We start from the raw sequence: 23,827 nt of genomic DNA, 5'->3' as shown, positions 1-23,827 counted from the left end.
AATGATTCTCGTAAATCAGCCATTTTTAGCCCTCTAGCCATTAAATCCATCAAATAATATTCACTTCCGGATTCAGCTTAATTCCAAATTTGTCTTCCACGGATTGCTGCACTTTGTAGGCAACGTTGAGGATTTCGGCACCTGTGGCTCCGCCAAGGTTGACCAGCACGAGCGCCTGTTTGGCATGAACGCCCGCATTTCCGATGTGCTTGCCCTTCCAGCCGCATTGCTCGATGAGCCAGCCCGCCGGAACCTTCATGGTCAGGTCGCCGGTTGGGTAGCCCGGCATGGTGGGATAATCGGCTTTTAGCCGGGCAAAGTCGTCTTTCGAGATTTCCGGGTTTTTAAAAAAACTTCCTGCATTGCCAATTTCGGCGGGATTGGGCAGTTTGCTCCGTCGAATCCGGATCACGGCGTCGCTGATGGCCTTGATCGTCAGCTGATCTTCCGAAATGCCCATGGCCTCCAGCGTCTCCCGAATGGCCCCGTACGCGGTGTGAAAAACCGGTTGTTTGTTCAGACGAAACGTCACACTGCTGATGATGTATTTTCCTTTGGCTTCGTGCTTGAAAATACTTTCGCGGTAACCAAACCGGCATTCGGCATGATTGAAAATCCGGGTTTCGCCCGTCAGGATATCAACCGCTTCCAGATGATCGAAAATCTGCTCGATTTCTACACCGTAAGCACCAATATTCTGCATGGGCGCTGCGCCGGTCGTTCCGGGAATCAGCGACAGATTTTCCATACCGGCATACCCGTTCTGGACGCAAAACAGCACGAGCTGATGCCAGTTGACGCCCGCACCGGCTTTCACGTATACGTGTGCCGCATCTTCCCGGGTCACTTTTATGCCCTGAATGGACATTTTAACGACCAGCCCTTCGAAATCGTGCGTAAACAGCAGGTTGCTTCCTCCACCCAGAATCAGCTTTGGAGCCGCCAAAAACTCGGATACTTGAAAAAGCGTCCTTAGTTGTTCTTCGGTATCAATTTCGACCCAATAACGGGCTTTCGCATCGATTCCGAACGTGTTATAGGATTTCAGTGATACGTGGCTCTGAATATCTAGCATGGGTTAGCGTAATAATGCTACCTCAAAGTAAGTAAAAAGAAGGGAAAACGTTGGTATGTCGGCGGTATCAGTCAACAAGATAGCGTACGCATTGTTGCATAACCAGATAGTTGCTAAATTTGCACACAAGGGATCAAAGCGCACATGTATAAAATTCAGTCGGATAGCACGCTTGTTTTGGTAGTTTTGGTTGGGCTGTCGGGCTGGATAAGTTCGTGTGCCTCATCGAAAAAGACGGCTTCAGGCACTTCATCGGTGGATTATAATTCGTATAGTTACGATTTGTCGGCCACCCGCCCGAAATACAGTACGTCGCCACCCGCAACCGCTAAACCCGCACCCGCCACACCGCCAACACGTCCCGCTTCGGAACCCCGCCGTGTGTTGCCAATGGCCGAACCTTTGCACATCAATAAGAAGCTCGATGCTTTATTGGATACCATTTCGGTCAAAAACCGGTCGATTCGGTACGCACAAGGGTATCGCATTCAGGTTTATGTTGGAAACGAACGGGCTGAAGTGGATCGTGCAAAGCGTTTTAGCTATCAGAATTTTCCAGAATTGAACCCGTATACGACCTATCGCCAACCGACCTATCGGTTAAAAGTCGGCGATTTTATGCGCCGACTCGACGCTGAACGGTATTTGGTGCAATTGCGGCAACAATTTTTATCGGCCACGCTCTTACCCGACCGGATTGAAATCCGGCGCAGTCTTTCCATTAAATAAGTAAAATAGATCTATTTTTTGTGAGCTGTATTTTATCAATAATTTATGAAAAAAGCACTTATTACCGGAATTACCGGCCAGGACGGCGCTTACTTAGCCGAATTACTTCTGTCGAAAGGGTATGAGGTTCATGGCATCAAACGCCGGAGTTCGCTCTTCAACACCCAACGAATTGATAATTTATACGAGGATCCGCACGAAAAAAATGTGCGGTTTAAACTCCATTTTGGCGACCTTTCCGATTCGACTAATATCATTCGCATTATTCAGGAAATCCAGCCGGACGAAATCTATAATCTGGGTGCGATGTCACACGTTCGGGTGAGTTTTGAAGAACCCGAGTATACCGCTCATGTCGATGGTATCGGCACCCTGCGGATTCTGGAAGCCGTTCGTTTGCTGGGTTTGAGTGATAAAACCCGCATCTATCAGGCATCGACTTCCGAATTATACGGTGGTGTGCAAGGCCATGCCCAGTCCGAAACGACCCCATTTTATCCCCGTTCACCCTACGCGGTCGCTAAACTCTACGGTTACTGGATTACGGTCAATTACCGGGAAGCGTACGGCATGTATGCCTGCAACGGTATTTTATTCAACCATGAATCACCCTTGCGCGGGGAGACGTTCGTTACCCGGAAAATTACGCGTGCCGTGGCCCGAATTGCCCTCGGATTGCAGGATAAAGTATTCATGGGTAACCTGGATGCCCAACGCGACTGGGGCCACGCCAAGGATTATGTTGAAGCGATGTGGCTGATGTTGCAGCAGGAAACACCGGAAGACTTCGTGATTGCCACCGGTAAAACGACGCACATCCGTGATTTTATCCGGATGGCATTTGCCGAAGTGGGCATTGAACTGGAGTTCCGGGGCGAGGGCGTAAATGAAACCGCCGTCGTTGCCAAATCGACCAACCCCGACTATCAGCTGGAAGTAGGCCGGGAAGTTGTATGCATTGATGAACGTTATTTCCGGCCGACGGAAGTGGATTTGCTCCTGGGCGACCCCACCAAAGCCATGACTAAACTGGGCTGGAAACCTAAATATGACCTGGCGGCTTTGGTGAAGGAAATGGTTGCCGCCGATATCGAGCTCTTTCAGCGCGACCAGTTGCTGGAGAAAAGCGGTCACCGGGTTATGAATTACTTTGAGTAGATGATGCCGCTAATCGCCCGAAAAACATACACTAAAAAAGCCGCCTGTTCTCAGAACAGGCGGCTTTTTTATGATAAACACGAAAACACACTTAAATTTAAACCGGTACGGCGTAATAATACATCCGTGAACTATTCGGATACATACCAATCAGCATCAGGCCTTCGCCTTCTTTCGTAGTGTTCAGGGCGGTTTGCAGATCTTTGACCGAACGGACCACCTTGCCATTGGCTTTCACAATGATGAAGCCTTCTTCGATGTCGGTTTCGGCCATTTTACCTTCCCGAATCCGTTTCACCCGAACACCGCCATCAACACCCAGGCGTTTGGCATCGGTAGCCGTCAACTCTTCGAAGTCGGCACCCAGTGAACCCAGGCTAGCCGATGAATTCGATGCCGAAATGGTTTCACTTTTCTTGATGATATCGCGGCCACCGTTGCGGTTGCGCAACTCGACGCGGAAATCACGCATGTCACCATTCCGGTTAACCGTCATCGCAATGACGTCACCTGGGCGACGACGGCCGATGATTTCACGCATTTGAGCGTCCGAATCAACATTCTGGCCTTCCATTTTCACGATAACGTCACCTTTCTTCAAACCGGCAGCTGCGGAGGCACCGCCTTCTACAACTTCGCTGATGTAAATACCACGTCCGATTTTAGAACCTAATTCCTGCGCTCTCAGGCTGTTCAGCTCAACCGGCATGATGCCTAGATAACCGCGTTGTACGTTGCCGTATTTAACAAGGTCAGCGGATACTTTTTTCACCAGCGAAACCGGTACGGCAAACCCGTAACCGCTGTAGTATCCCGTTGCCGAAGCAATGGCCGAGTTGATACCGACCAGTTCACCGCGCAGGTTCACCAGCGCACCACCGGAGTTGCCCGGGTTGATGGCCGCATCGGTTTGGATGAAGGCTTCAACCGGAGAATCGGGTTTCGAATCGTTTTTGTCGATATTCTGATCCAGAATACCAATCCGGCGGCTTTTTGCACTAACAATACCGGCCGTTACCGTCGATTCCAGATCAAGCGGATAGCCGACGGCCAACACCCACTCACCCAGCTTCAGCGCATCAGAATCGCCCAGCGTGATGGATGGTAAGTTTTTAGCATTTACCTGAATTACCGCCAGATCGGTCAGTGGATCCGTACCAATTACTTTGGCCTTGAAACTACGCTTGTCCGTCAGAATAACTTCCACTTCGTCGGCACCTTGTACCACGTGGTTGTTCGTGACAATATAGCCGTCCTGGCTGATAATTACGCCCGAACCCGATGCCTGACCACGTTGCCGTTGCGGAGCACCTCCGTTACCACCCCGGCCAAATTCGTCACCGAAAAAGTCGCGGAAAATATCCGGAATCTGTTGTTGACGGACCGTACGGGTAATGGTGGTTTTAATGTGGACTACCGCCGGCGTGGTGGCTTCGGCAGCATAAGTGAAGTCGCCCGGAGCCCCTTGAGGCCCCGTCAGAGCCGCCAGCCGCCCGGTAACACTGGGCGTTGGTGACGATTCGTTAAAAATTACATCCTGCTTATTAAATCCTAAGAAGTTATAAGCGGCCAATGTGACAAAGCTCGACAGCAGCGCGATGATCGCTAAAGATTTCCAGTTGCTTTTCATGACTTGATTCTAAAATGGGTCGTTTACTGTTTTCGTATCAGTTCCCCATGATAACGAAATCTGCTTTTCCAAAAATTCGCTTTTTTAACGCAATTAACAAATTTTAACAGGCGAATGTTAACGGGCACTTCATTCATTAACTGAATTTTAAGCCAGGGAAAATACCGGGTTTCGCTTATCGGGATTTTGATCAGAAATCACGGAATTAGCCTCGTATGGACAACATCCATACCAGACCTACTGTTTAACAAAATTTGTGTCATTTTGGCGGGAAGGTTTGTCCTTTTTTGAATAATATCAAGTCAGTTTGACACAGTTCCTTCAGGAATACCGGGCTAATGGCTTAAAAATGACAGCGATGGCCTTTTAGCCTTCAGGTGAAATTTTGTCACGCAGAGCTTATAGTGCGGTTTTTCGGGTCTGGAATAGCCGTTTTCAGGACTACGTATCAGTACGAATGAACAGCCTGAAAGTAAGGAAACGGATGGACAACAAGCGGGGAATTAATTGGAAACCGGCTTCATTTGCAGTTGCTCGCAGGCTTTTTCGGCGGCCGACTGTTCGGCTTTTTTCTTGCTGTAGCCGCTGCCCTGCGCAAAGGGTTCGTCGTTGACGGTCACCTGCGAAATGAACTCCCGGAAGTGGTTGTTTCCGCGTTCTGAAATAATAATAAATTCTACTTTTTTTCCTTCACGCTGGGCCCATTCGATCAGCCGGCTCTTGTAGTTGGCGTTATTACTGATCAGCGCTTCGAGGTCATAATGGCCCAGCAACTCCTTGAGAATGAATCCACGGGTAAACCGAAAGCCTTTGTCGAGGTAAATAGCGCCCACCAAGGCTTCCAGGGCGTCGCCGTACATGGACGTACGGGAGGGCACGATACCCCGGTTGCGGCTGCCGTCGTATTCGATCAGATTTTCCAGACCAATTTTACGCGCAATGATGTTCAATGTTTCGCGGTTGACGATTCGGGAGCGGATTTCGGTCAGGAAGCCTTCGTCTTTATAGGGGAATTTTTTAAAAAGAAACTCGGCAATCACCATCCCTAAAACCGCATCGCCCAGGTATTCCAGCCGTTCGTTGGATTCTTTGAAACCTTTGATGGCGGTTTCCTTCGATGCCGACGTGTGCCGGAAGGCGAGTTGATACAAACCGATGTTGGAAGGGGCTTCACCAATGATGTGTTCGACGGAGCGCCTGAATTTTTTGCGCTCACTGTTTCCCAGCCGTAACCGGAAGAAACTGAGAATAGGTTCGAAGACAGTGTTGGTAGAAGCGGCTTGCACGCGGCTGTTTATGACTCAAGTTTACGAAATATAACAGAAAAATTATGACCACCAAAACCAAACGTGTTACTCAAGGCGACGTCGATGGTACGTTTCTGCGCTTCGTTGAACGTAAAGTTCATTTTCGGGCTAAATTGTTCGTCGTCGGTAAAGTGATTAATGGTCGGTGGAACGAGGCCATATTTCATCGCCATCAGGCAGGCAATCGCTTCAATTGCGCCGGCTGCACCCAGCAGGTGACCCGTCATGGACTTGGTCGAACTGATGTTCAGGTTGTAAGCATGGTCGCCAAATACCTTCTCAATGGCCGTTGCCTCACTAACATCGCCGAGGGGGGTCGAGGTTCCGTGAACATTGATATAATCAATGGCTTCCGGGCTAATCTGGGCGTCGTCGAGCGCATCTTTCATCACATTTAACGCGCCTAAGCCTTCAGGATGGGGAGCTGTAATGTGGTAGGCATCGGACGACATACCCCCGCCAATCAGTTCAGCGTAGATTTTGGCACCCCGGGCTTTGGCATGTTCGTATTCTTCGAGAATGAGTGCGCCCGCACCCTCACCCAGTACAAAGCCGTCGCGGTCTTTATCAAACGGTCTTGAAGCCGTTTCCGGCGAGTCATTGCGTTCAGACAGGGCACGGAGGGCATTGAATCCGCCGACACCGGCTTCGGTTATGGCGGCTTCCGAACCGCCGGAAATGGCAATGTTCAGACGGCCCAACCGAATGAAGTTGAAGGCGTCGATCATGGCGTTGGTGGCCGACGCACAGGCCGAAACCGTCACGTAGTTGACACCGTGGAACCCGTAGCGAATCGAGAGCATACCCGATGCACTGTCGGCAATCATTTTGGGGATGAAGAACGGGTTGTAGCGGGGAGTACCATCGCCGGTGGCGTAATTTTTGACTTCATCTTCGAAGGTTTTGAGACCTCCAATTCCTGAACCCCAGATCACACCGGCTTTATTCAAATCGAGTTGGGCCAGGTCGAGCCCGGCATCCTTCACCGCTTCGTCGGCCACAACCAGGGCATATTGGGCGAAGGGGTCCATTTTACGAGCATCCTGACGAGGGATAAACTGGCTGATATCCAGATTCTTAACTTCGCAGGCAAATTTTGTCCGAAATTTTTCGGCATTAAATTTAGTAATCGGACCGGCGCCACTTACACCGGCAGATAAGCCGTTCCAGAACTCTTGTACTGTGTTACCAATCGGCGTAAGAGCGCCCAGGCCGGTGATTACTACTCGTTTAAAAGGCATAGAATGAACTACAAAAAGAAAAGCTTATTTCACATTCTCTTCCAGGTAGGTGATGGCCTGGCCAACCGTACCGATATTTTCCGCCTGATCGTCGGGAATAGAGATGTTAAACTCTTTTTCAAATTCCATAATCAGTTCAACTGTGTCGAGCGAATCAGCGCCCAGATCGTTGGTGAAGCTGGCTTCCGGCGTTACCTCCGATTCCTCAACACCCAGTTTTTCAACAATGATTGCTTTTACTTTGTCTGCAATTTCTGACATTTTTGTATGCGTTTGGGGTTCTAAAAACTGTGCAAAGAAAGAGATTAAAAACAGTATTGTCAAATAATTTTTTCTATCGAAAATCGTTTAAAAGTGCTTGGTTTTTTTTGTAAAAAGACAGATTAACAGCTTATTACAAAATAAAATTGTATTTATCAACCAAACCGCCCTATCCATTGCAGATCATTCGATAAGCTGCCAAATTAAGAAGATCACGTCGGGCAGAATAAAACGATCCTGCGTTCAATGAACTCCAATTGGCTAAAATTTCAAGGTAAACAGACGGGATCGCATGGATTACCCGATAAAAGATATAAAAATCATTTAGATACCATTTCTGCCGATTCAAACCGTTCAAAATGGGGTATTTGTGTAATTTTGTCCAAAAATGAACCTGTACTGTGAAGATTCCCAAATTAAGCCATACTGATTCCGGTAATTTTTTCCTGATTGCCGGGCCCTGTGCCATTGAAAGCCGCGAAATGGCCCTGGAAATTGCTGAAAAATTAGTCGCTATTACCGGGCGGCTCAGGATTCCATTCATTTTTAAAGGCTCCTATCGCAAAGCAAACCGTACGAAATTAAACTCCTTTACCGGTATTGGCGACCTGTTGGCGCTGGAGATTCTGAAAGAAGTGGGGGAGACGTTCAGCGTTCCAACCCTGACCGACTTCCATGAGTCGCACGAGGCTGCTATGGCGGCTCGGTATGTGGATGTTCTGCAAATTCCGGCGTTCCTGTGCCGGCAAACCGATATGCTAACCGCTGCCGCCCAAACCGGTAAAGTCGTCAATATCAAAAAAGGACAGTTCATGTTGGGCGACTCGATGGCTTTTGCCGTTGAAAAAGTGAAATCGGTCCATCCTGATGCCGAAATCTTTTTGACCGATCGGGGCAATTCTTTTGGGTATGGCGATCTCATTGTCGATTACCGCAATCTGCCGATGATGCAGGCCCACGGCGTTCCGGTGGTGATGGATTGTACGCACTCGCTGCAACAGCCTAATCAAGCGTCGGGTGTAACGGGAGGAAAACCGGCTCTGATTGCAACCATTGCCAAAGCCGCCATTGCCGTGGGCGCCGACGGCCTGTTTATCGAAACGCATCCCAATCCATCGGTAGCCAAATCCGATGGTGCTAACATGCTGCCGTTGAACGAGTTGGAAGGGCTGTTAGAGAAATTGGTGCGAATTCGGAAAGCGATTTTTTAAGGTCAATCAGTAGAAACGCAGCGCCCGGCTCTCTATCAGCTAACCAGATTTTATCGCTCATGCAAACCCGTTATACAACCAATCCGACCGATTTTAAGCAATACGATACCGACCGGATCCGTCGCGATTTCCTCATCGAAAGCTTGTTTCAACCCGATTCATTTGAGCTGGTTTATTCACACTATGACCGGATGATTGTGGGCGGAATCATGCCTGTTGGGGGGCCACAAATCCTGCCAACGTATGATGAGTTGAAAGCCGAATTCTTTTTGCAACGGCGTGAGCTGGGAATCATCAACCTGGGCGGTAACGGTACGGTAACGGTTGATGGACAGGCGATTGAGTTAGCGAAAAAGGATTGTTTATACGTTGGTTTGGGAGGCCGGGAGGTGGTTTTTAGCAGCACCCGAGCGGATGAACCCGCCCGGTTTGCGCTCATCTCGACGCCCGCACACCGGACGTGTCCGACAGCGAAACTGACATCGGCGGAAGCTTCACCCGCCGAAATGGGCGCGCAGGAAACCGCTAACCAACGAACCATTTATAAGTACATTCATGCCGACGGACTGCAAAGTTGTCAGTTGGTGATGGGGCTGACAACGCTAAAATCCGGCAGCATCTGGAATACCATGCCGCCCCACGTACACGACCGGCGCATGGAAGCGTATATTTATTTCGATATTCCTGAGAATCAGCGCGTTTTTCATTTTATGGGCCATCCTCAGGAAACCCGCCACCTGCTGGTTGCCAGCAACCAGGCCATTCTTTCCCCGCCGTGGTCCATCCACGCGGGTGCCGGAACGTCCAGTTACTCGTTCATCTGGGCCATGGCGGGTGAAAATTATACGTTTACCGATATGGATTTCGTGCCGGTAAACGACATCCGGTAATTAAATTGAGCCCATTCGTTTGGCGCGTTCGGAATTCGAAAGCCGGGCGCGAACCCCGTTTTACTCTTCATTTAATTTAAAGTCGACCCTACAGTACTGGCTGATAATCAGTGTCTGTAGGGAGTTTTTTGGCACAAGTAGACGGATTGCCTGGGTCGGCACTAAGAATGTAAGCAGATAAGAGTAACTTTGAGCGCAATTTCGTCACCTGAAACTATGTCCTTCGTAAACAAAGCCAGGCAGGCTTACAACAAATTGTTTCCTGCCCCTGTCCTAACTGATTTTCCGGCTGAAAATTTGCCGTGGATTGACAAGAAGAATCCGGATATCGAAGGATTCGTCAGACAATTTCCCAAAGCGACCCAGTTGCCCTACGATTTAACCGAAAAACTTCATTTCTGGAAGGAAAACGGGTACGTCATTCTTGAAAAAGTCATTTCTGACGAGCTTATCGATGCGTACCTGGCTGATGTGCAGGAATTGATCGACGATCACAAAAAGTATGACATCAACATTCGCATCGACCGGCCCGAATACAGCAAGCATCCGGTAATGAAAGTCCGGGATGTGCCGCGCGAAATCATTGAAGGACAGTACATTAAAATAATGGACTTCCATAATGCTTCTGTAGCCGGCAAGAAATTGATGCTGCACAAAGCCATTGTATCCTTTCTGGAAGCGATTTTTAACGAAAAGGTGGTGGCTATGCAAAGTCTAACCTTTTTGTATGGTTCGCAGCAGGAAACACACCAGGATTTTCCATATGTGGTGCCACAGGTTCCGAGCCACCTGGCGGCTTCCTGGATCGCGCTGGAAGATGTTAAAGCTGGATCGGGCGAATTACACTATTTTGTCGGTTCGCACAAAATTCCGAAGTTCGACTGGGGCAATGGTATTTTCTTCACGGGTGAATCAAGTAAGAATCCAACGGATTTTGGCCGTTACCTGAGTGCTAAATGCGAAGGTTTCGAACGGAAAACGCTGTTGCTCAAGAAAGGCGACGTGTTGATCTGGCATGCCGCTCTGGCCCACGGTGGAGAACCGATTCTGGACGATAGCCTCACCCGGAAATCGTATGTATGCCACTATTCATCGGCTCAGGGTTATTTCCGCCACCGCCATGACCTCGTCAACGAACCGGTCCGCTATAATTTGAACGGCGCCGATGTTTTTGCCGATCCAAAACTCAAAGAGTACGAAAATTCTTTCAAACGCGGTGAGAGTCTCAATCAATAGACTAATGGCGTGTTGTTCTATAAAAAAATCGCCTTCCGAAGCCGGAAGGCGATTTTTGATTCTACCAATCTCTAGTATAACTTCATGAAGTTCATCGGTCGACACTCTTTATTGAACTGGCACCGGAGGTATTGGAGCGGATCGAGGCTGAGCCGCGGTAGGTCAGGCTACTTGCTCCGCTGGCTTCGGCATCGAGCCGATCGGTGACGTGCATCCGGGCACTGCTGGCTCCCGAAAGATCGATGGAGGCATTGGCAACTTTCAGATCATAGGCCTTCAGTGTGGTTGCCCCCGAAACGTCTCCTTCAACCCGTTTGGCCTGACCAGTCAAGGTAACATTGGATGCGCCGGAAAGGTCAATCATCACCCGTTCGGCGTCTACTTCGATGTTCGAAGTGGACGCGCCCGAAATGTCCACACCCAGTTCTTTGAGGTTGTGGAAGCCCGTTACATCGGAGCGGGATGCGCCCGAAAAGGAAACACTTCTCAGGTTCGGCATGGTCACATTGACCGTAACCCGCTGCCGGTTGCGGCCCCAGCCAAGCTTGTCTTTATACCGTACCTGCAATTTATTGCCGTTCACTTTGGCTTCCAGGTCATCCAGATCATCACTCCGGCCGGAAGCCGTAACCTTGTACCCAATGCCACGGGTTACGTGAATGGTGAAGGCACTGCCGAGGTCGAGCTGGTCGAAATTGCTGACATTGAACGTGCGGGTTTCATCCTGGACGGGCAGGTTGCTCATGATTTCCACTAACTGGCTTCCCGAAGGACTGATGGCGGCTACCGATAAAACGGTGGTTGCCAGGAGCAACAGCGTACTTAAATGGGGGGCAAATGACCTTTTCATACCTAAAAGTTATTTGAAGAATTTAGGTAAGGATGCAGGTCGATCGTAAAACGTTGCACCCTTACTAACCTTATTCCTGATTTTTTGGACCATTTACGCTGCTGGCCCCGGTAGTTTTGGAGTTCAGATCTTTTACCGTACCGAATTCTGCGTTGCTGGCCCCAACCGCATTGACGTCGGCCCGGCCCACGTTCATGGCCGTAGCATCCAGTTTGCAGGCCCCGGAGAGTTGCGCATCCAGACTGTTGGCACGACCGCGCAGGGTGGCTTTCGAAGCGCCGGTCAGATCGATGTCCAACTTGTTGGCTTTCACATCCAGCAGCGTTTTACAGGCTCCGGTCAACTTCAAATCCAGGTTGTCGAGCGTGTCAAAACCGGTAATGATCGATTGGGTTGCCCCCGAGAAGTGAACGGATTTTACATCCGGCATCGTGATGGTAATCCCGATGCGACGGCGATTGCGCCATTGGAACATGCCTTCGTTGCGGAAATCGACGTGCAGTTCGCCATTTTCAACCCGAACCCGCAGCTCATCGATGTCTTCTTCACGTCCGTCGGCAATTACCTTAAAGGTTTCACCCCGTTTCACCCGCACCGCAAAAGCACCACCCAGGTCGATTTTTGAGAAGTTGGTCGCTTCAAACTGGCGGGTATAGTCACCTTTGTTTTGAAAATCATCGCCCAGTTCGTTGCGCAGTACTTCGTCAATGGCGTCGTTGGTATCAAAATCTTCTTCATAGCGGTTTTCATTGAGCTCACGCGGATGAGTCAGGGAAACCAGTCCATCGGTTTTGCTGAATTTCCAGATGCTGCTTTTCATGCGTTCCAGTTCCTGACCACCAAACTCGTTGCGGATGTGACGGGCAAAGGCTTCGGTCATCCGGAATGGACGCTCGTAAGGAATATAGATGGTGAGATCGATATCCTGGGCCCGGAATCGCGCACCAGGTTTGATCTCGTAACTATCGTCAAAACGGATTAGTGAATCTTTGACCGACCAGTTATAGACCACCGTGCGGGCATTCCGCTGGGCTTCCTGGCGGGTTGGTCCCTGGGCTTCCTGGCGTTTTAACAGGCTCCAGGCTGTGCCATCGACCCCTTCCAGCTCAATGGACGTATGAAAATCACCATCATTATCATCGACATCGTTGATGTCCAAAGTCGGAATAGCCGCCGGAATGGGCAACGGAACCGTTTCTTCAACCACACCACTGCGGCTGAATTCATTAGCGATCTGCGGAACCGTAGCGGCCAGGCCAATCAGGCCTAAAAACCAGACACTCAGCAGGGTTAGCGATATGGCCGTGGTGACCAGCGCCCGTTGCGAAATAATCGTAATTCCCAGAATCGCGATGGCCAGACCCGGAAGAAAAACCGCAATGAAAGCCGATAGAATCATCGGGGGCGTAATTTCGCGCTGAATCATGTAAGGAATGTCGCTGTTGCCGAAGTGAATTCCCTTCAGGCCAAAAACCGTACCCAATACCCCCAGCGCGCCGACCATGATCCCAAATCCAATGACCACCAGTAAAACCCCGGCCAAAACCCGTACAATGGATACCGTACCGCGTGCCAGCGGCCCCAGGATACTGGCCAGCCCGTTGAAGATGGTGGCAATCAATCGGAACGGAAACAGAAGAACCTTGGCTAACGTACTTTCTTCGGCGGTTTCGTTGATATCAAGGCTGCGCTTGATATTGCTCTCGATGTTCGAGAGCGTAATGGGCTCCCCCTGCATTTCCATTTTTTCGGTTAATGTATTGGCCGGCGGGGAGATGATCCAAAGTACTATATACGCTAGAAAACCGGTCCCGAACAGAAAAATTGCCAGTACGAAGAGCAGACGAACTACACCGGCATCAATCCCAAAGTAAGCAGCGATACCCGAAGCAACGCCACCCATCACCTTGTCGTCCGGATTCCGGTAAAATTTCTTGACGCTTTTGTCATCTTCCAGCGTCGTTGAGCCGGGGAAGGCCACCCACATGGCGATGTAGAGGATCACGGTAAAGCCCGAAAGGCCACCAAAAAATTCGCCACCTCCACCCAGAATGCCGCTGAACGGGGGCAGAGCCAGAATGAGTGTTACAAAAACGAGCCGCACCCAAACCGGGTCGATGTTGAAATAATTCGCAATACCGGAAGCGACGCCACCGGCAATTTTCCGGCGTAAATCGCGGTACAGCTTGCGCGGGGGCAAACCGCCTGGACGCGGAGGAGGAACGGCGCCCGTTCCGGTGGCGGGGCCGGTTTTCGGTTCGGGGCCTGCTCCGGTGGCGGAGGCCGACTGGTAGGCCGTCTGCGAGCGACTGCTGGCGGCTGTGCTGGCCCCAATGCTGTCTTCTTCCTCGATGGCTTCGAAATCGGCGACGGTTCCCATCGACAGAATCAGTTCGTTGACATCCTCCAGGGTAACGACCTGGCGCGGACTGGCTTGTTTCTCGGCGGCTTTGAGCTTGTTGAGCAGCTTTTCGGCAATCCGGTTTTCGATGTCGGTAATGATTTCCTGGCTATCTTCGTAGGTCGAAAAATAGTGTTGAATCGACGTAAGATACCCCTTTAATTTATCGTAGCCATCTTCCTCAATGTGGAAGATCACTCCGCTTATATTTATACTAATGGTCTTTTTCATGGCAAAAAAAGCGTGTGAAAGAGTCGAAATGTGTTTAGGTCAGATGTCCGTGTTGGGTGCTCCGGGCTTTTTCTCAATGGACGAAGCCGACAATTCTGCGGGGGTCAATCCATTGATGGCCGCCTTGTGTTTTTCGGTTTTACTGACAATCGAGTTAACCGAGTCGGATAATTCCTGCCACGTATCGTTCATCCCTTTCAGAGACGCCTGGCCGGTTTCGGTCAGCAGGTAATATTTCCGCGGGGGGCCAGAGGTTGATTCCACCCATTTATAATCGAGCAACCCGGCATTTTTGAGCCGGGTCAGTAGCGGATAGAGCGTGCCTTCAACGACCATAATGCGGGCGGACGTGAGTTCCTCCAGCATGTCGGAAGCGTATACTTCGCCCCGCGAGATGATGTGCAGGATGCAGAATTCCAGAATTCCCTTCCGCATTTGCACTTGTGCATTTTCAATATTCATATCACTGCATGACGTTTAACTAGTTGACGGTGGTGGGAGCTGGCCGGTTTGTTCATGGTCTAATCGGTTGTTCATCAGTTGTTGTTCACGTAGTAAAAGGCGTCCAACCAGCTCCTGACCTTTCCAATTTTGATGAATCAAAGGTACACAAAGGTACTATGCAATGCAAGGTACTTTAGAAATTAGTATTTGCTGAAATGATGAGCGGAAGAAATGGGAAGATGAATGGCAGATTTGGCGTGATGTCATATTAATTCGTAAGTTTATCCAACCGTACTTTGTCCACTTTTGCCATGCGAGTCACTGCGTTCTGTTTTTTGCTTTTCTTCCTGTCTCAAAAATTGATTGCGCAAGCAATTATAACAGGAAATGAATGGATCGATTATTCCCAAACGTATTACCGTATTCCCATCACCCAGGCCGGTGTTTACCGATTGACAGCAGCCGACTTGCAAAAAGCCGGTATTCCGGTCAATTCCATCAATCCCACCCAGTTGCAGATGTTTCGGCGGGGGATCGAGTTGAGCATTTACGTCGCCGGTGAGTCGGATGCCAAACTGGATGCGGATGATTATGTGGAGTTTATCGGTGAACGCAACGACGGTCGTCAGGATTCGCTGCTCTACCGGCCTTCGGGTGCGCAGCCGCATGCGTATTATAGCATGTATTCGGATACGGCCGCTTATTTTCTGACCTGGCGGCTCGATGGAAAAAAGGGCAAACGGATGGCCGTGGTGGCCGAAACCGACCCGAAGGACCTGCAACCGGAACCGTATCACCTCGCTGAACAACTGACCGTATTGACCAATGAGATTTCCATCAATCAATCGAACGGCGGACCGTCGCCGTTTCCATCGGCCTACGAACTGTTTTTTGAGGAAGGCGAAGGCTATACCGGACCGATGTTGAAAAAAGACAGCCTCATTGGTCGAACTTTTCTGCTCGATGGCTGGATCCGGACCGCACCCGTAAAACCGTCCATGGAACTCTTGCTGAACGGTCGCGACAATACCTCGCACCGGGTCGATGTGTTTACGGGAAAAACCGCCCCCGTCCAAACTCCGCTGGCAACGGCCCGGTTCGAATGGTTCAATACCGCCCGTCTGTCGTTTGAAATACCGCCGGCTGACGTGTCCTCTTCCAATGAGCTGATCCTGTCTACCGAATCGCGGGGTTCGTTTGAAACCGATCGCTATTCGGTGAGCTACTACCGGCTTCGCTACCCGCAATCGTTCAGCCTCAAAAACCGCTCCCAGCATACGATCCATTTAGTGCCAAATCCGAAAGGACGGTCGTATCTGGAACTGACGGACGCACCGGCAAATCCGATGATCTATGACCTGACCGATCCGCAGTATCCGCGCCGTCTGTCGGCCGTTCGCGAGAATACGCTTCTGAAACTGGTGGTGACGGACACCGAAATTCCGCGCCAGTTGCTGATTGTCGCCGGAACGCTGACGCCCTCCCGACTGGAACGCACGGTTTTCCGGAAGATCGATCCCCGCAAACATACTTATCTAATCGTCAGCCACGAATCGTTGATGAAGCCGGTTGGCTCGGTACTGAATCCTGTTAAAGAATACGCGGCTTATCGGGCGTCGGCAGCGGGTGGCCGTCACGATACGCTGGTGGTCACGATGAAACAACTGCTCAACCAGTTTAGCTACGGCGAACGGACGCCACTGGCCATCCGCCGGTTTGCCAATTACATGCTGAGCGGCAAAACCGCATCCGCCGATACGACGAAATACATGCTGCTGATCGGACGCGGCAACGCCTATTATCCCATGCGGACCAGTCCGGATCAATACTACCGCGATCTGGTGCTTACGATCGGTAATGTGCCGGGCTCGGATCTGTTGCTGACGGCCGGACTGGCGGGTTTTCCGGAAAATGTTCCGGCCATTCCAACCGGGCGGATCAATACGCTGAATCCGCAGGAGGTTTTAAATTACCTCGAAAAAGTGAAGGAATTTGAACGCACACCGGCCAACGAGCCCTGGCGAAAAGAGGTGTTGCACCTGAGTGGCGGGCATTCCGTCGCTGAACTGACGACGTTCCGGCGCATTCTGGATCAGGTCAGCCTAACCGCACGCAGGCAGTATGTGGGGGCAAACATTACCGTCAAGGCAAAACAAACCGACGAGCCGGTGGAGCGCGTCGACGTCAGCGGTATGGTCAACTCCGGCGTTTCACTGATGACGTTTTTCGGCCATTCGTCACCCATTGTCACCGATCTGGACTTTGGGTATGCTTCAAAACCGGCTTACGGGTACCGCAACAAGGGGCGGTATCCGCTGATGTTTTTCAACGGATGCGGGGTTGGGAATATCTTTTTTGGGTCTACCGGCAACCTGTCGACCGACTGGTTGCTGACGCCCGATAAAGGAGCCATTGCGATTCTGGCGCACAGCGGTTCGGGCTATTCCGGTCCCCTGGAAACCTACACCCAGCAATTTTACCAGACGTTATTTGCCGACAGTTCTTTTCTCACGAAATCGATCGGCCTGGTTCAGCAGGAAACCACCCGGCGCGTACTGGCGGCTTATAGCGGCACCTACGACATTTCCAATGCCCACCAGATGGTGTTGCAGGGCGACCCGGTTCTGCGCATGTTTCCGATTCAAAAGCCGGATTTCAGTGTCAATTCCTCCGGCGTGTTTCAGCAGGGTTCGCGAAGAGATTCCGTACGGCTGGGCGTGGTCGTGACCAATGCCGGTCGTTTCGATGCCCGCCAGCGCGTGGGTCTGGCGGTTCGGCAGCGGCTGGCCAACGGGCCGCTGCGATCCTACGGCACGACGCTGCACGCGGCCATTGCCTACCGCGATACGCTTTTCTATACGTTTAAACCGGATTCATTGCCAAATGCCGCGACGACAAACCAGTATGAAATAAGGGTTGATCCGGACAACCAGATCGATGAATTGGACGAGAACAACAATGTACTGGTTTTTGGTCTGAAAGCAGAAACGACCGGTTACAGCGTGATGTTGCCGGATTCTGGCCAGCGTTTTCCCGCCGACCGGTTCAATCCGTTGCTGGAGGTAACGTTTGACGGTGTTCAACTAAAAAACGAAGCCCTGGTGGCTGCGAATCCACTGATTCGTGTGGTTTTACAGGACGAAGATCCGTATCGAATCCGGCAGGATACCGTCGGCATTGAGGTGTTTCTGAAAAAACCGTGTGCAAACTGCGATTTCGGGCGGGTAACGCTGTCAGGTCCGGCGGTTAGCTGGAAACCCGCCGGTCCCGACAACCGGTTTGTGCTTGATTATCAACCCCGAAACCTGACGGATGGCCTGTATACCCTGCAGGTTTTTGCGACCGATGTCAGTGGCAACCGGGCTGGGCCGGGGCCGTACGAGATCCAGTTTCGGGTGCAGAATTCCGATAGTTTGTCGGTTGTTCAGGCCACGCCCAACCCGGTTTCGGCGCAGACCCGGTTTCGATTTACGGTTTCGGGAACCGAATCGCCGGGCGAGGGCCAGATTCTGATTCGGAACCTGAACGGACAACTGGTTCGGACGCTTCACCAACCGGTTCGGGTGGGCGAAAATCTCTTTCTGTGGGATGGCAGCGACCAGGGCGGGGTGCAACTGCCCAACGGTTTGTACCTGTTCCGGTTGTTGCTGACCGACGGACGACAGAAAAGCGGCAAAGTGGTGTTGAATCGCTAAGCCACTCAGTCCCAGCATTCCATCAGCAACAAATCCCCGGTCCGGTATTGAATTTTGACAAACCCGTCCTGAGCGGCTTCGTTGCTGCTGCCGGTTCGGTAGCCGAGGGTCAGGGTTTCATCGGCGAGATTATACGTCAGTCCTTCGGTGACAATCCCGCCCACCGTGCCAACGGGAATAAGCGAAATGGGTGTTCCTTTGGCGTACCATTTTTCGAAAGAACCGGTCAGGGGTGTGATTTTCGAGTGATCATCGACCATGACGAGCTTGATCCGGTCTTTGTACCGAATAATATTTGTCATATTCGTGATCGTGTGATCGGCCCGTCGGCCCGTGGCCCACACGATATTGACGGCCGGAAAACCGCGTTCGATCAGGAATTCGATGCCTTTGTCGAGGTCGGTTTTGTTCTGGTCAGGCGTGTGAATAATCTCGATGGGATATTGCCGTTCGCGAATCAACTCAAAATCAGGCTGGTAATCAAAATCGCCGAGCAGGGCGTCGACTTTAATTTCCAGGTCCAGCACGCGCCAGATGGCATTGTCCAGCACCACCACGAACGGATTCCATTCGAGCAGTTGGCCCAGCAGTTCGGGGTCGCAGCTTTCGCCGTTGGCAATGAGCAAAGCCGGTTCCTGTTTATCGCGTACAATGTGGTGAGAAGACATAGGTTGAACGAATGATGAACGATGGATGATGAACGATGACGGGGCGTTCCGCATAGTTAAAAGCGTCAGCCAATCTATCGTTCATCATCCATCATTCGTTTAGTCGAATTTCCCACCCATTCATCAAAAACCGTCTGGGCTTCGTGGCGGAGGAGTTGAGTCATCGGGATGGTGCGATTTTCGCGCGGCTTTTCCAGTTCCCGATAAATAAACTGGTCGTCAAAACCGGCTTTGGCCGCGTCGCTGTGGAAACTGCCGAACACAACGCGCTCGGGCTGAGCCCAGTAAATGGCACCGAGGCACATTGGGCAAGGCTCGCAGGAGGCATATAAGGTGCAACCCGTTAATTGAGCGGTAGTTAAATTCCGGCAGGCGTCGCGGATGGCTACCAGTTCGGCGTGGGCCGTGGGGTCGTTGGTGGCGGTGACCTGGTTGCAGCCGCGACCCACAATCCGGCCGTCTCTCACCACAACCGCCCCAAACGGACCGCCCTGGCCGGTATGGATTCCTTCTTTGGCGAGCCGGATGGCTTCCCGCAGAAAAAGCTCGTCCCGCTGGCCTGGCGTCAACAGGTCCGGCGAGTTCACATTGGTCAATTCGTTCACATCATCCATTTCCAGCAATTCAATATCGTTATTCATCAGAATGGTTCGCGGGTAGGGCGCGCCTTCGGCGATAGCCCGCAGCAGGGCCGGATACGCGGACGGTTCCCAAATACAGACGGACGGGTCCGGGAAACGGTGGTCGCTGTCCCAGAACGCCGTTGCCATGGTATCCGGCCTCCGGTTTACTACCAATTTCCGGATTGATTGTTCGGATAAAAACGGCAAATCGCAGACCACCACCAGCCAGGCGTGGTGTTCGGACTGTTTGCGGAACGCCGTCAGAATACCGGCCAGTGGACCCAAAACCGTCGCATCGTCTTCAATGAGCTTAAACCGGCTGTCGGCCAATTGACTGACCTGCTCCGCATTGACCGACAAAAAAACGTCTTCGCAATGGGTAGCCAGCAACTCGTACAAGTATTCAAACTGCGGTTTTCCGTGGTAGTTGATGGTACTTTTGTCGACGCCCATGCGGGTGCTGCGTCCACCCGCGAGCACCAGTCCCAATAGGGGAGAAACCGGTTCAGCTGGTTTGGTGAAAGTCATTTTTTCCGCCGGTTTTGTCCAGCAACCGGGTTTCTTTGATCACAATATCGTGCGAAAATGCTTTGCACATGTCATAAACCGTCAGGGCCGCTACCGAAGCGCCCACCAGCGCTTCCATTTCGACGCCGGTTTTGGCTTCGAGGGCAGTCGTGCATTCAATGATCACCTCGTTTCCCTGAGCGGTAATGGTCAGTTTGCAACTGTCCAGACCGAGCGGATGGCAAAGCGGAATCAGGTCGGAGGTGCGTTTGGCCGCCATGGTTCCGGCGATGATGGCGGTTTGGAAAACCGGCCCTTTTTTTGTCTGAATATCCTGGCCTTGCAGGTGCTGCATGATCGCGTCGTTCAACACCACAATGCTCCGGGCGCGAGCCACGCGCCGGGTTATGGCTTTGTCGCTAACGTCGACCATCGACGGATTGCCCTGGGAATCGATATGGGAAAACATACGGGAGTTATGAGTTAGGAATTAAGAGTTAAGAGTTAAGAGTTGGCTCTTAATTCATACTTCTTTAGGGTTTGATAAACGCGGTGGACGGGGAGGCCCATGACGGTGTAAAAGGAGCCTTCGATGCGCTGGATGCCAATCATGCCGATGGGCTCCTGAACACCGTAGGCCCCGGCTTTGTCGAAGGGGCGGTATTGCTCGACGTATGCGTTGATTTCGTAATCGTCCAGCGTATTGAAAACCACCGTGACCTGATCGGTAAACGAAACGGTTTCTTCGGCGGAGAGCAGACAAACGCCCGTCATCACCTGATGCGCACGGCCCGAAAGCCGCCGGAGCATGGACACGGCTTCGTCGGCATCGGCGGGTTTGTTCAGAATAGCGGTATCGACCACCACAATCGTGTCGGCGCATAAAACCAGCTGGTCGCCCAGATCAGAGCGAAACCGGTCGGCTTTCTGACGGGCCAGAAACGCCGGAACCTCCGGAATGGGCATATCCGCCGGGAACGTTTCGTCGGTCGGTCGAACATCGACACGGAACGTACACCCCATTTCACGCATCAGTTGTTGTCGGCGGGGCGAATTGGATGCCAGCACCAGGGGGCGGGTCAATTGCATGGATTTTTAAAATATTATTCGTATACTTTAAACTAATAAGGGGGCAAGAGCATCTTTACTACTGCAAACATAACAACTAAACCGTCTTGAAAACATCCTTTCAGATTCGAACCGCCACACCGGATGATGTTATTGAGCTGACCGATGTGGCGATCCGTACGATGCAGGAAGCCTTCGGACCACCACACAATCCGGCGGAGCTGGTTGAAGCGTATATAACGAACACGTTTTCAGTTGAAAACACCCGGCGCGAGTTGATTGATTCTAAAAATACTTTTTTGCTGGTAATCAGCCCGGATCAGGAAGTGGTTGGCTATGCCAAACTGCGCCGGGATCGGCCTCCGCGTCAGCTAAAGGGCCAGCATGCCATCGAAATTCAGCGTCTCTATGTGTCAGCCCGTCAGATTGGACAAGGGTTGGGAAGGCAGCTCATGCAAAATTGCTTGACCAGGGCTCGTCAGGAAGGGTACAAAGCCGTTTGGCTGGGGGTGTGGGAGCGGAACGAACGGGCCATCGCCTTTTATAAACGGATGGGGTTTGAGACGTGTGGCTGGCATTATTTTCAGTTTGGCAACGAACGGCAGCGGGATTATTGGATGAAAATAGAAGTACAGTAGCGTGAAACTAGTTATACGTCGTCGGATCGATACCCATACCGCTTCGCTCATCCGCCTGGGGTGGCTGGCTGGATTGTGGCTACTGATGACGGTTTCGGTGGCGGTGGCGCAGGAAATCAAAATTCCCGTTCCCGATACGAAGCGGGATACGCTCACGCTGACCGATTCGATTTCGAAGGGGATACGGGATGCCAAACAAATTGTGCGCGACAGTGTGTTTTACGTAAATTTGAAAAACCGGATGTTTAAACGGCGCGTTACGCGGGAACTGCACAAGTTGCTGTTTCACGATATGTATAACAGCCGCATCAAAACCGGGGATGTCAACGAAATTGAGGTAAATCCTTTCCTGCCGTACCAGGGCCGGGTTATCAATAAAATCTACATCCGGCGGCTGGGTGTTTTTGGCCCCAGCGTTTACGATACGCTGCGCCGACCGCGAAGCTGGCTGGAGCGGACGGCGAATCAACTTCATGCCGATACGCGGGAAGGCGTTATCCGTCGGTCGTTTTTGCTGTTTGAAGAGGGCGACCGCGTGAGTCCGGACACTTTGCGCGACAACGAGCGGCTGCTGCGGAATTCCAATGTTTTTCACGATGCCCGGATCATTGTCGTGCCGCACGAGGGCAGTCGGGGGTTTGTCGATGTCTACGTCATCACGCAGGATGTCTGGTCGCTGTTGCCGTCGGGGAGCGTCGGCGGTCTGAACCGGTTTGACCTCCGGCTGGAACAACGGAATTTTCGCGGACTGGCGCATACGTTCACCAATCAGGTTTCCTACAATGCCGTCGATCCGTTCCAGAAACTCGAATACCGGGGTCGGTATATTATTCCCTACATCGGGAAAACCTTTTTTACGGGGCAGGCTGACCTGGTCCAGACCCGGGATTTGAAACAGTATGCCGTCCGCTTTTACCGGCCCTTTCTGACGCCGGACACCAAGTGGGCGGGTTCGATTGAGTTGAGTCACAACCGGTTTCCGCGCTACGTGGTCTTTTCGGAAGACACCGCCCGGTTGACCAAACTGAATTACAATTACAACGACATCTGGGCGGGGTATGCCTTTAAACCGTTTTTTAGCTTTCTGGGCGAAGGCGACGACCGGACGCGTCTGGTCGTGGCGGCCCGGTTTACACGGCTGGCCTTTACGACGCGACCGGAAGTGCGGGCCGATACCAATCAGTTGTTTCAGAACACGAATGCCACGCTGTTCAGCATCGGTCTGTCGCGTCGGCGCTACGTACGGGACGTGTTGATCTACGGTTTTGGACGGACGGAAGACGTTCCTTACGGGAGTCTGGCGGCCCTTGTGGCGGGGTATGACAATGCCGAATTGGGCCAGCGGAAATACCTGGGTTTCAAATATTCCAAGGCCCATTACCTGGAATCGTTCGGGTATTTGTACGGTGCGGTGAGCATCGGCAGTTTTTTGCGCAGTAAAACCACGGTCGAGCAGGGTATATTATCGCTGGAGTCGAGCTACTTTACCCCGCTCCGAACCACGAACTGGGGAAACTGGCGGCATTTTGTCAATTTCCGGTATACGATGGGAGCCGAGCGGTTTGCGAATGAATACCTGACGCTGAGTGGGCGCGACCGGCTGGGAATCAACAACGATAATCTGCGGGGAACCAAGCTGTTGCTGACCAATTTCGAAAACATCCTGTTCTCCCGCCTGAACATTGTCGGCTTCCGCGTGGCCTTCGTTACGTTTGTTAATCTGGGGCTGGTTAGTTACCAAACTAAACGGCTGTTTCAGGGACCTCTGTATCAAGGCTACGGGCTTGCCTTCCGGCTGCGGAATGAGAACCTTACGTTCAATAGTTTTCAGATTCGGATTTCCTGGTATCCCAACATTCCTCAGAATTCACAACCCTTCCGCCCGGCCTTTGAAGGCGTTCCTACGGCCCGTTTCCGGGACTTCGATATTTCGGCTCCTGAAATAATTCCTTTTCGCTGAAACT

20 protein-coding genes and 1 pseudogene are annotated in these 23,827 nt (G+C 51.6%); 8 read left to right on the top strand and 13 right to left on the bottom strand.

What is annotated here, in order from left to right; all coding sequences use genetic code 11:
* Positions 1-49 precede the first annotated feature (49 nt).
* Positions 50-1,075, bottom strand: coding sequence for a UDP-N-acetylmuramate dehydrogenase (gene murB / locus EHT87_RS13655; protein ID WP_124907163.1), 1,026 nt, complete (start codon positions 1,073-1,075; stop codon positions 50-52).
* Between the two features lie 144 nt (positions 1,076-1,219).
* Here murB and EHT87_RS13650 point away from each other — a divergent pair, with 144 nt between their 5' ends.
* Positions 1,220-1,804 (top strand): SPOR domain-containing protein, encoded by a 585-nt coding sequence (locus tag EHT87_RS13650; RefSeq protein ID WP_124907162.1) that lies wholly within the window; start codon positions 1,220-1,222, stop codon positions 1,802-1,804.
* Between the two features lie 45 nt (positions 1,805-1,849).
* On the top strand, positions 1,850-2,962 hold the full coding sequence (gene gmd, locus EHT87_RS13645) for a GDP-mannose 4,6-dehydratase (protein ID WP_124907161.1): 1,113 nt from the start codon (positions 1,850-1,852) through the stop codon (positions 2,960-2,962).
* A 97-nt stretch (positions 2,963-3,059) separates the two neighbouring features.
* Here gmd and EHT87_RS13640 read toward each other — a convergent pair whose 3' ends face one another.
* The 4 genes from EHT87_RS13640 to EHT87_RS13625 form a co-directional block, all read right to left on the bottom strand.
* A complete protein-coding gene (locus EHT87_RS13640; RefSeq protein ID WP_124907160.1) occupies positions 3,060-4,592 on the bottom strand; it encodes a Do family serine endopeptidase in 1,533 nt (510 codons plus the stop codon).
* A 503-nt stretch (positions 4,593-5,095) separates the two neighbouring features.
* Positions 5,096-5,878 carry a ribonuclease III gene (gene rnc / locus EHT87_RS13635; RefSeq protein ID WP_124907159.1) on the bottom strand — a complete coding sequence of 261 codons (783 nt, stop codon included), beginning with the start codon at positions 5,876-5,878 and terminating at the stop codon, positions 5,096-5,098.
* Positions 5,879-5,886: 8 nt separating this feature from the next.
* Complete coding sequence (gene fabF, locus EHT87_RS13630) at positions 5,887-7,140, bottom strand: beta-ketoacyl-ACP synthase II (RefSeq protein WP_124907158.1); 1,254 nt, start codon at positions 7,138-7,140, stop codon at positions 5,887-5,889.
* 24 nt (positions 7,141-7,164) lie between these two features.
* Positions 7,165-7,401, bottom strand: coding sequence for an acyl carrier protein (locus EHT87_RS13625; protein ID WP_038121612.1), 237 nt, complete (start codon positions 7,399-7,401; stop codon positions 7,165-7,167).
* Positions 7,402-7,802: 401 nt separating this feature from the next.
* Between EHT87_RS13625 and kdsA the strand changes: the two genes are divergently transcribed.
* The 3 genes from kdsA to EHT87_RS13610 all read left to right on the top strand — a co-directional run bounded on the left by kdsA (position 7,803) and on the right by EHT87_RS13610 (position 10,738).
* Positions 7,803-8,612 (top strand): 3-deoxy-8-phosphooctulonate synthase, encoded by an 810-nt coding sequence (kdsA, locus tag EHT87_RS13620; protein WP_124907157.1) that lies wholly within the window; start codon positions 7,803-7,805, stop codon positions 8,610-8,612.
* A gap of 59 nt (positions 8,613-8,671) precedes the next feature.
* Entirely contained in the window at positions 8,672-9,502 is an 831-nt protein-coding gene (kduI, locus tag EHT87_RS13615; RefSeq protein ID WP_124907156.1) for a 5-dehydro-4-deoxy-D-glucuronate isomerase, read from the top strand.
* Between the two features lie 216 nt (positions 9,503-9,718).
* On the top strand, positions 9,719-10,738 hold the full coding sequence (locus EHT87_RS13610) for a phytanoyl-CoA dioxygenase family protein (RefSeq protein ID WP_124907155.1): 1,020 nt from the start codon (positions 9,719-9,721) through the stop codon (positions 10,736-10,738).
* Positions 10,739-10,829: 91 nt separating this feature from the next.
* On the opposite strand, the gene EHT87_RS13605 is transcribed toward EHT87_RS13610, so the two are convergent.
* The 3 genes from EHT87_RS13605 to EHT87_RS13595 form a co-directional block, all read right to left on the bottom strand.
* Positions 10,830-11,588: a head GIN domain-containing protein gene (locus tag EHT87_RS13605; RefSeq protein ID WP_124907154.1), complete on the bottom strand. Its 759-nt coding sequence runs from the start codon at positions 11,586-11,588 to the stop codon at positions 10,830-10,832.
* 70 nt (positions 11,589-11,658) lie between these two features.
* Positions 11,659-14,220: a PspC domain-containing protein gene (locus EHT87_RS13600; protein ID WP_124907153.1), complete on the bottom strand. Its 2,562-nt coding sequence runs from the start codon at positions 14,218-14,220 to the stop codon at positions 11,659-11,661.
* A 39-nt stretch (positions 14,221-14,259) separates the two neighbouring features.
* Complete coding sequence (locus EHT87_RS13595) at positions 14,260-14,682, bottom strand: PadR family transcriptional regulator (RefSeq protein ID WP_124907152.1); 423 nt, start codon at positions 14,680-14,682, stop codon at positions 14,260-14,262.
* A gap of 293 nt (positions 14,683-14,975) precedes the next feature.
* Between EHT87_RS13595 and porU2 the strand changes: the two genes are divergently transcribed.
* Positions 14,976-18,359, top strand: coding sequence for a putative type IX secretion system sortase PorU2 (porU2, locus tag EHT87_RS13590; RefSeq protein WP_124907151.1), 3,384 nt, complete (start codon positions 14,976-14,978; stop codon positions 18,357-18,359).
* Positions 18,360-18,364: 5 nt separating this feature from the next.
* On the opposite strand, the gene EHT87_RS13585 is transcribed toward porU2, so the two are convergent.
* The 5 genes and pseudogenes from EHT87_RS13585 to EHT87_RS13570 all read right to left on the bottom strand — a co-directional run bounded on the left by EHT87_RS13585 (position 18,365) and on the right by EHT87_RS13570 (position 21,246).
* Entirely contained in the window at positions 18,365-19,027 is a 663-nt protein-coding gene (locus EHT87_RS13585; protein ID WP_124907150.1) for a thiamine diphosphokinase, read from the bottom strand.
* A 74-nt stretch (positions 19,028-19,101) separates the two neighbouring features.
* Positions 19,102-19,641 carry a nucleoside deaminase gene (locus tag EHT87_RS31585; protein ID WP_229321080.1) on the bottom strand — a complete coding sequence of 180 codons (540 nt, stop codon included), beginning with the start codon at positions 19,639-19,641 and terminating at the stop codon, positions 19,102-19,104.
* Positions 19,642-19,707: 66 nt separating this feature from the next.
* Positions 19,708-20,178, bottom strand: a pseudogene (locus tag EHT87_RS31580) (NTP transferase domain-containing protein); the annotation flags it as partial.
* Positions 20,156-20,626, bottom strand: coding sequence for a cyclic pyranopterin monophosphate synthase MoaC (gene moaC, locus EHT87_RS13575; RefSeq protein WP_124907148.1), 471 nt, complete (start codon positions 20,624-20,626; stop codon positions 20,156-20,158). The pseudogene EHT87_RS31580 and the gene moaC, both read right to left, overlap by 23 nt.
* A 35-nt stretch (positions 20,627-20,661) precedes the next feature.
* Positions 20,662-21,246: a Maf family protein gene (locus EHT87_RS13570; RefSeq protein ID WP_124907147.1), complete on the bottom strand. Its 585-nt coding sequence runs from the start codon at positions 21,244-21,246 to the stop codon at positions 20,662-20,664.
* Between the two features lie 86 nt (positions 21,247-21,332).
* Between EHT87_RS13570 and EHT87_RS13565 the strand changes: the two genes are divergently transcribed.
* Together EHT87_RS13565 and EHT87_RS13560 are read left to right on the top strand one after the other, a co-directional pair.
* On the top strand, positions 21,333-21,863 hold the full coding sequence (locus EHT87_RS13565) for a GNAT family N-acetyltransferase (protein WP_229321056.1): 531 nt from the start codon (positions 21,333-21,335) through the stop codon (positions 21,861-21,863).
* Between the two features lies 1 nt (position 21,864).
* The gene (locus tag EHT87_RS13560; RefSeq protein ID WP_229321054.1) at positions 21,865-23,823 is read left to right on the top strand and encodes a BamA/TamA family outer membrane protein; all 1,959 of its coding nucleotides are present in this window, start codon (positions 21,865-21,867) and stop codon (positions 23,821-23,823) included.
* The last annotated feature ends 4 nt before the right edge of the window (positions 23,824-23,827 follow it).

It is taken from the genome of Larkinella knui, from assembly GCF_003858645.1.
GTDB classification, from domain to species: domain Bacteria; phylum Bacteroidota; class Bacteroidia; order Cytophagales; family Spirosomataceae; genus Larkinella; species Larkinella knui.
This window is presented reverse-complemented; position numbering and strand designations above follow the sequence as displayed.

Coding starts and splice junctions, on each gene's coding strand:
- EHT87_RS13640 (WP_124907160.1), bottom strand. CDS start 4,592: ATGAAAAGCAACTGGAAATCTTTAGCGATCATCGCGCTGCTGTCGAGC.
- EHT87_RS13610 (WP_124907155.1), top strand. CDS start 9,719: ATGTCCTTCGTAAACAAAGCCAGGCAGGCTTACAACAAATTGTTTCCT.
- murB (WP_124907163.1), bottom strand. CDS start 1,075: ATGCTAGATATTCAGAGCCACGTATCACTGAAATCCTATAACACGTTC.
- EHT87_RS13600 (WP_124907153.1), bottom strand. CDS start 14,220: ATGAAAAAGACCATTAGTATAAATATAAGCGGAGTGATCTTCCACATT.
- EHT87_RS31585 (WP_229321080.1), bottom strand. CDS start 19,641: ATGGATGATGTGAACGAATTGACCAATGTGAACTCGCCGGACCTGTTG.
- EHT87_RS13625 (WP_038121612.1), bottom strand. CDS start 7,401: ATGTCAGAAATTGCAGACAAAGTAAAAGCAATCATTGTTGAAAAACTG.
- porU2 (WP_124907151.1), top strand. CDS start 14,976: ATGCGAGTCACTGCGTTCTGTTTTTTGCTTTTCTTCCTGTCTCAAAAA.
- EHT87_RS13595 (WP_124907152.1), bottom strand. CDS start 14,682: ATGAATATTGAAAATGCACAAGTGCAAATGCGGAAGGGAATTCTGGAA.
- EHT87_RS13570 (WP_124907147.1), bottom strand. CDS start 21,246: ATGCAATTGACCCGCCCCCTGGTGCTGGCATCCAATTCGCCCCGCCGA.
- kduI (WP_124907156.1), top strand. CDS start 8,672: ATGCAAACCCGTTATACAACCAATCCGACCGATTTTAAGCAATACGAT.
- EHT87_RS13605 (WP_124907154.1), bottom strand. CDS start 11,588: ATGAAAAGGTCATTTGCCCCCCATTTAAGTACGCTGTTGCTCCTGGCA.
- EHT87_RS13585 (WP_124907150.1), bottom strand. CDS start 19,027: ATGTCTTCTCACCACATTGTACGCGATAAACAGGAACCGGCTTTGCTC.
- moaC (WP_124907148.1), bottom strand. CDS start 20,626: ATGTTTTCCCATATCGATTCCCAGGGCAATCCGTCGATGGTCGACGTT.
- gmd (WP_124907161.1), top strand. CDS start 1,850: ATGAAAAAAGCACTTATTACCGGAATTACCGGCCAGGACGGCGCTTAC.
- fabF (WP_124907158.1), bottom strand. CDS start 7,140: ATGCCTTTTAAACGAGTAGTAATCACCGGCCTGGGCGCTCTTACGCCG.
- EHT87_RS13650 (WP_124907162.1), top strand. CDS start 1,220: ATGTATAAAATTCAGTCGGATAGCACGCTTGTTTTGGTAGTTTTGGTT.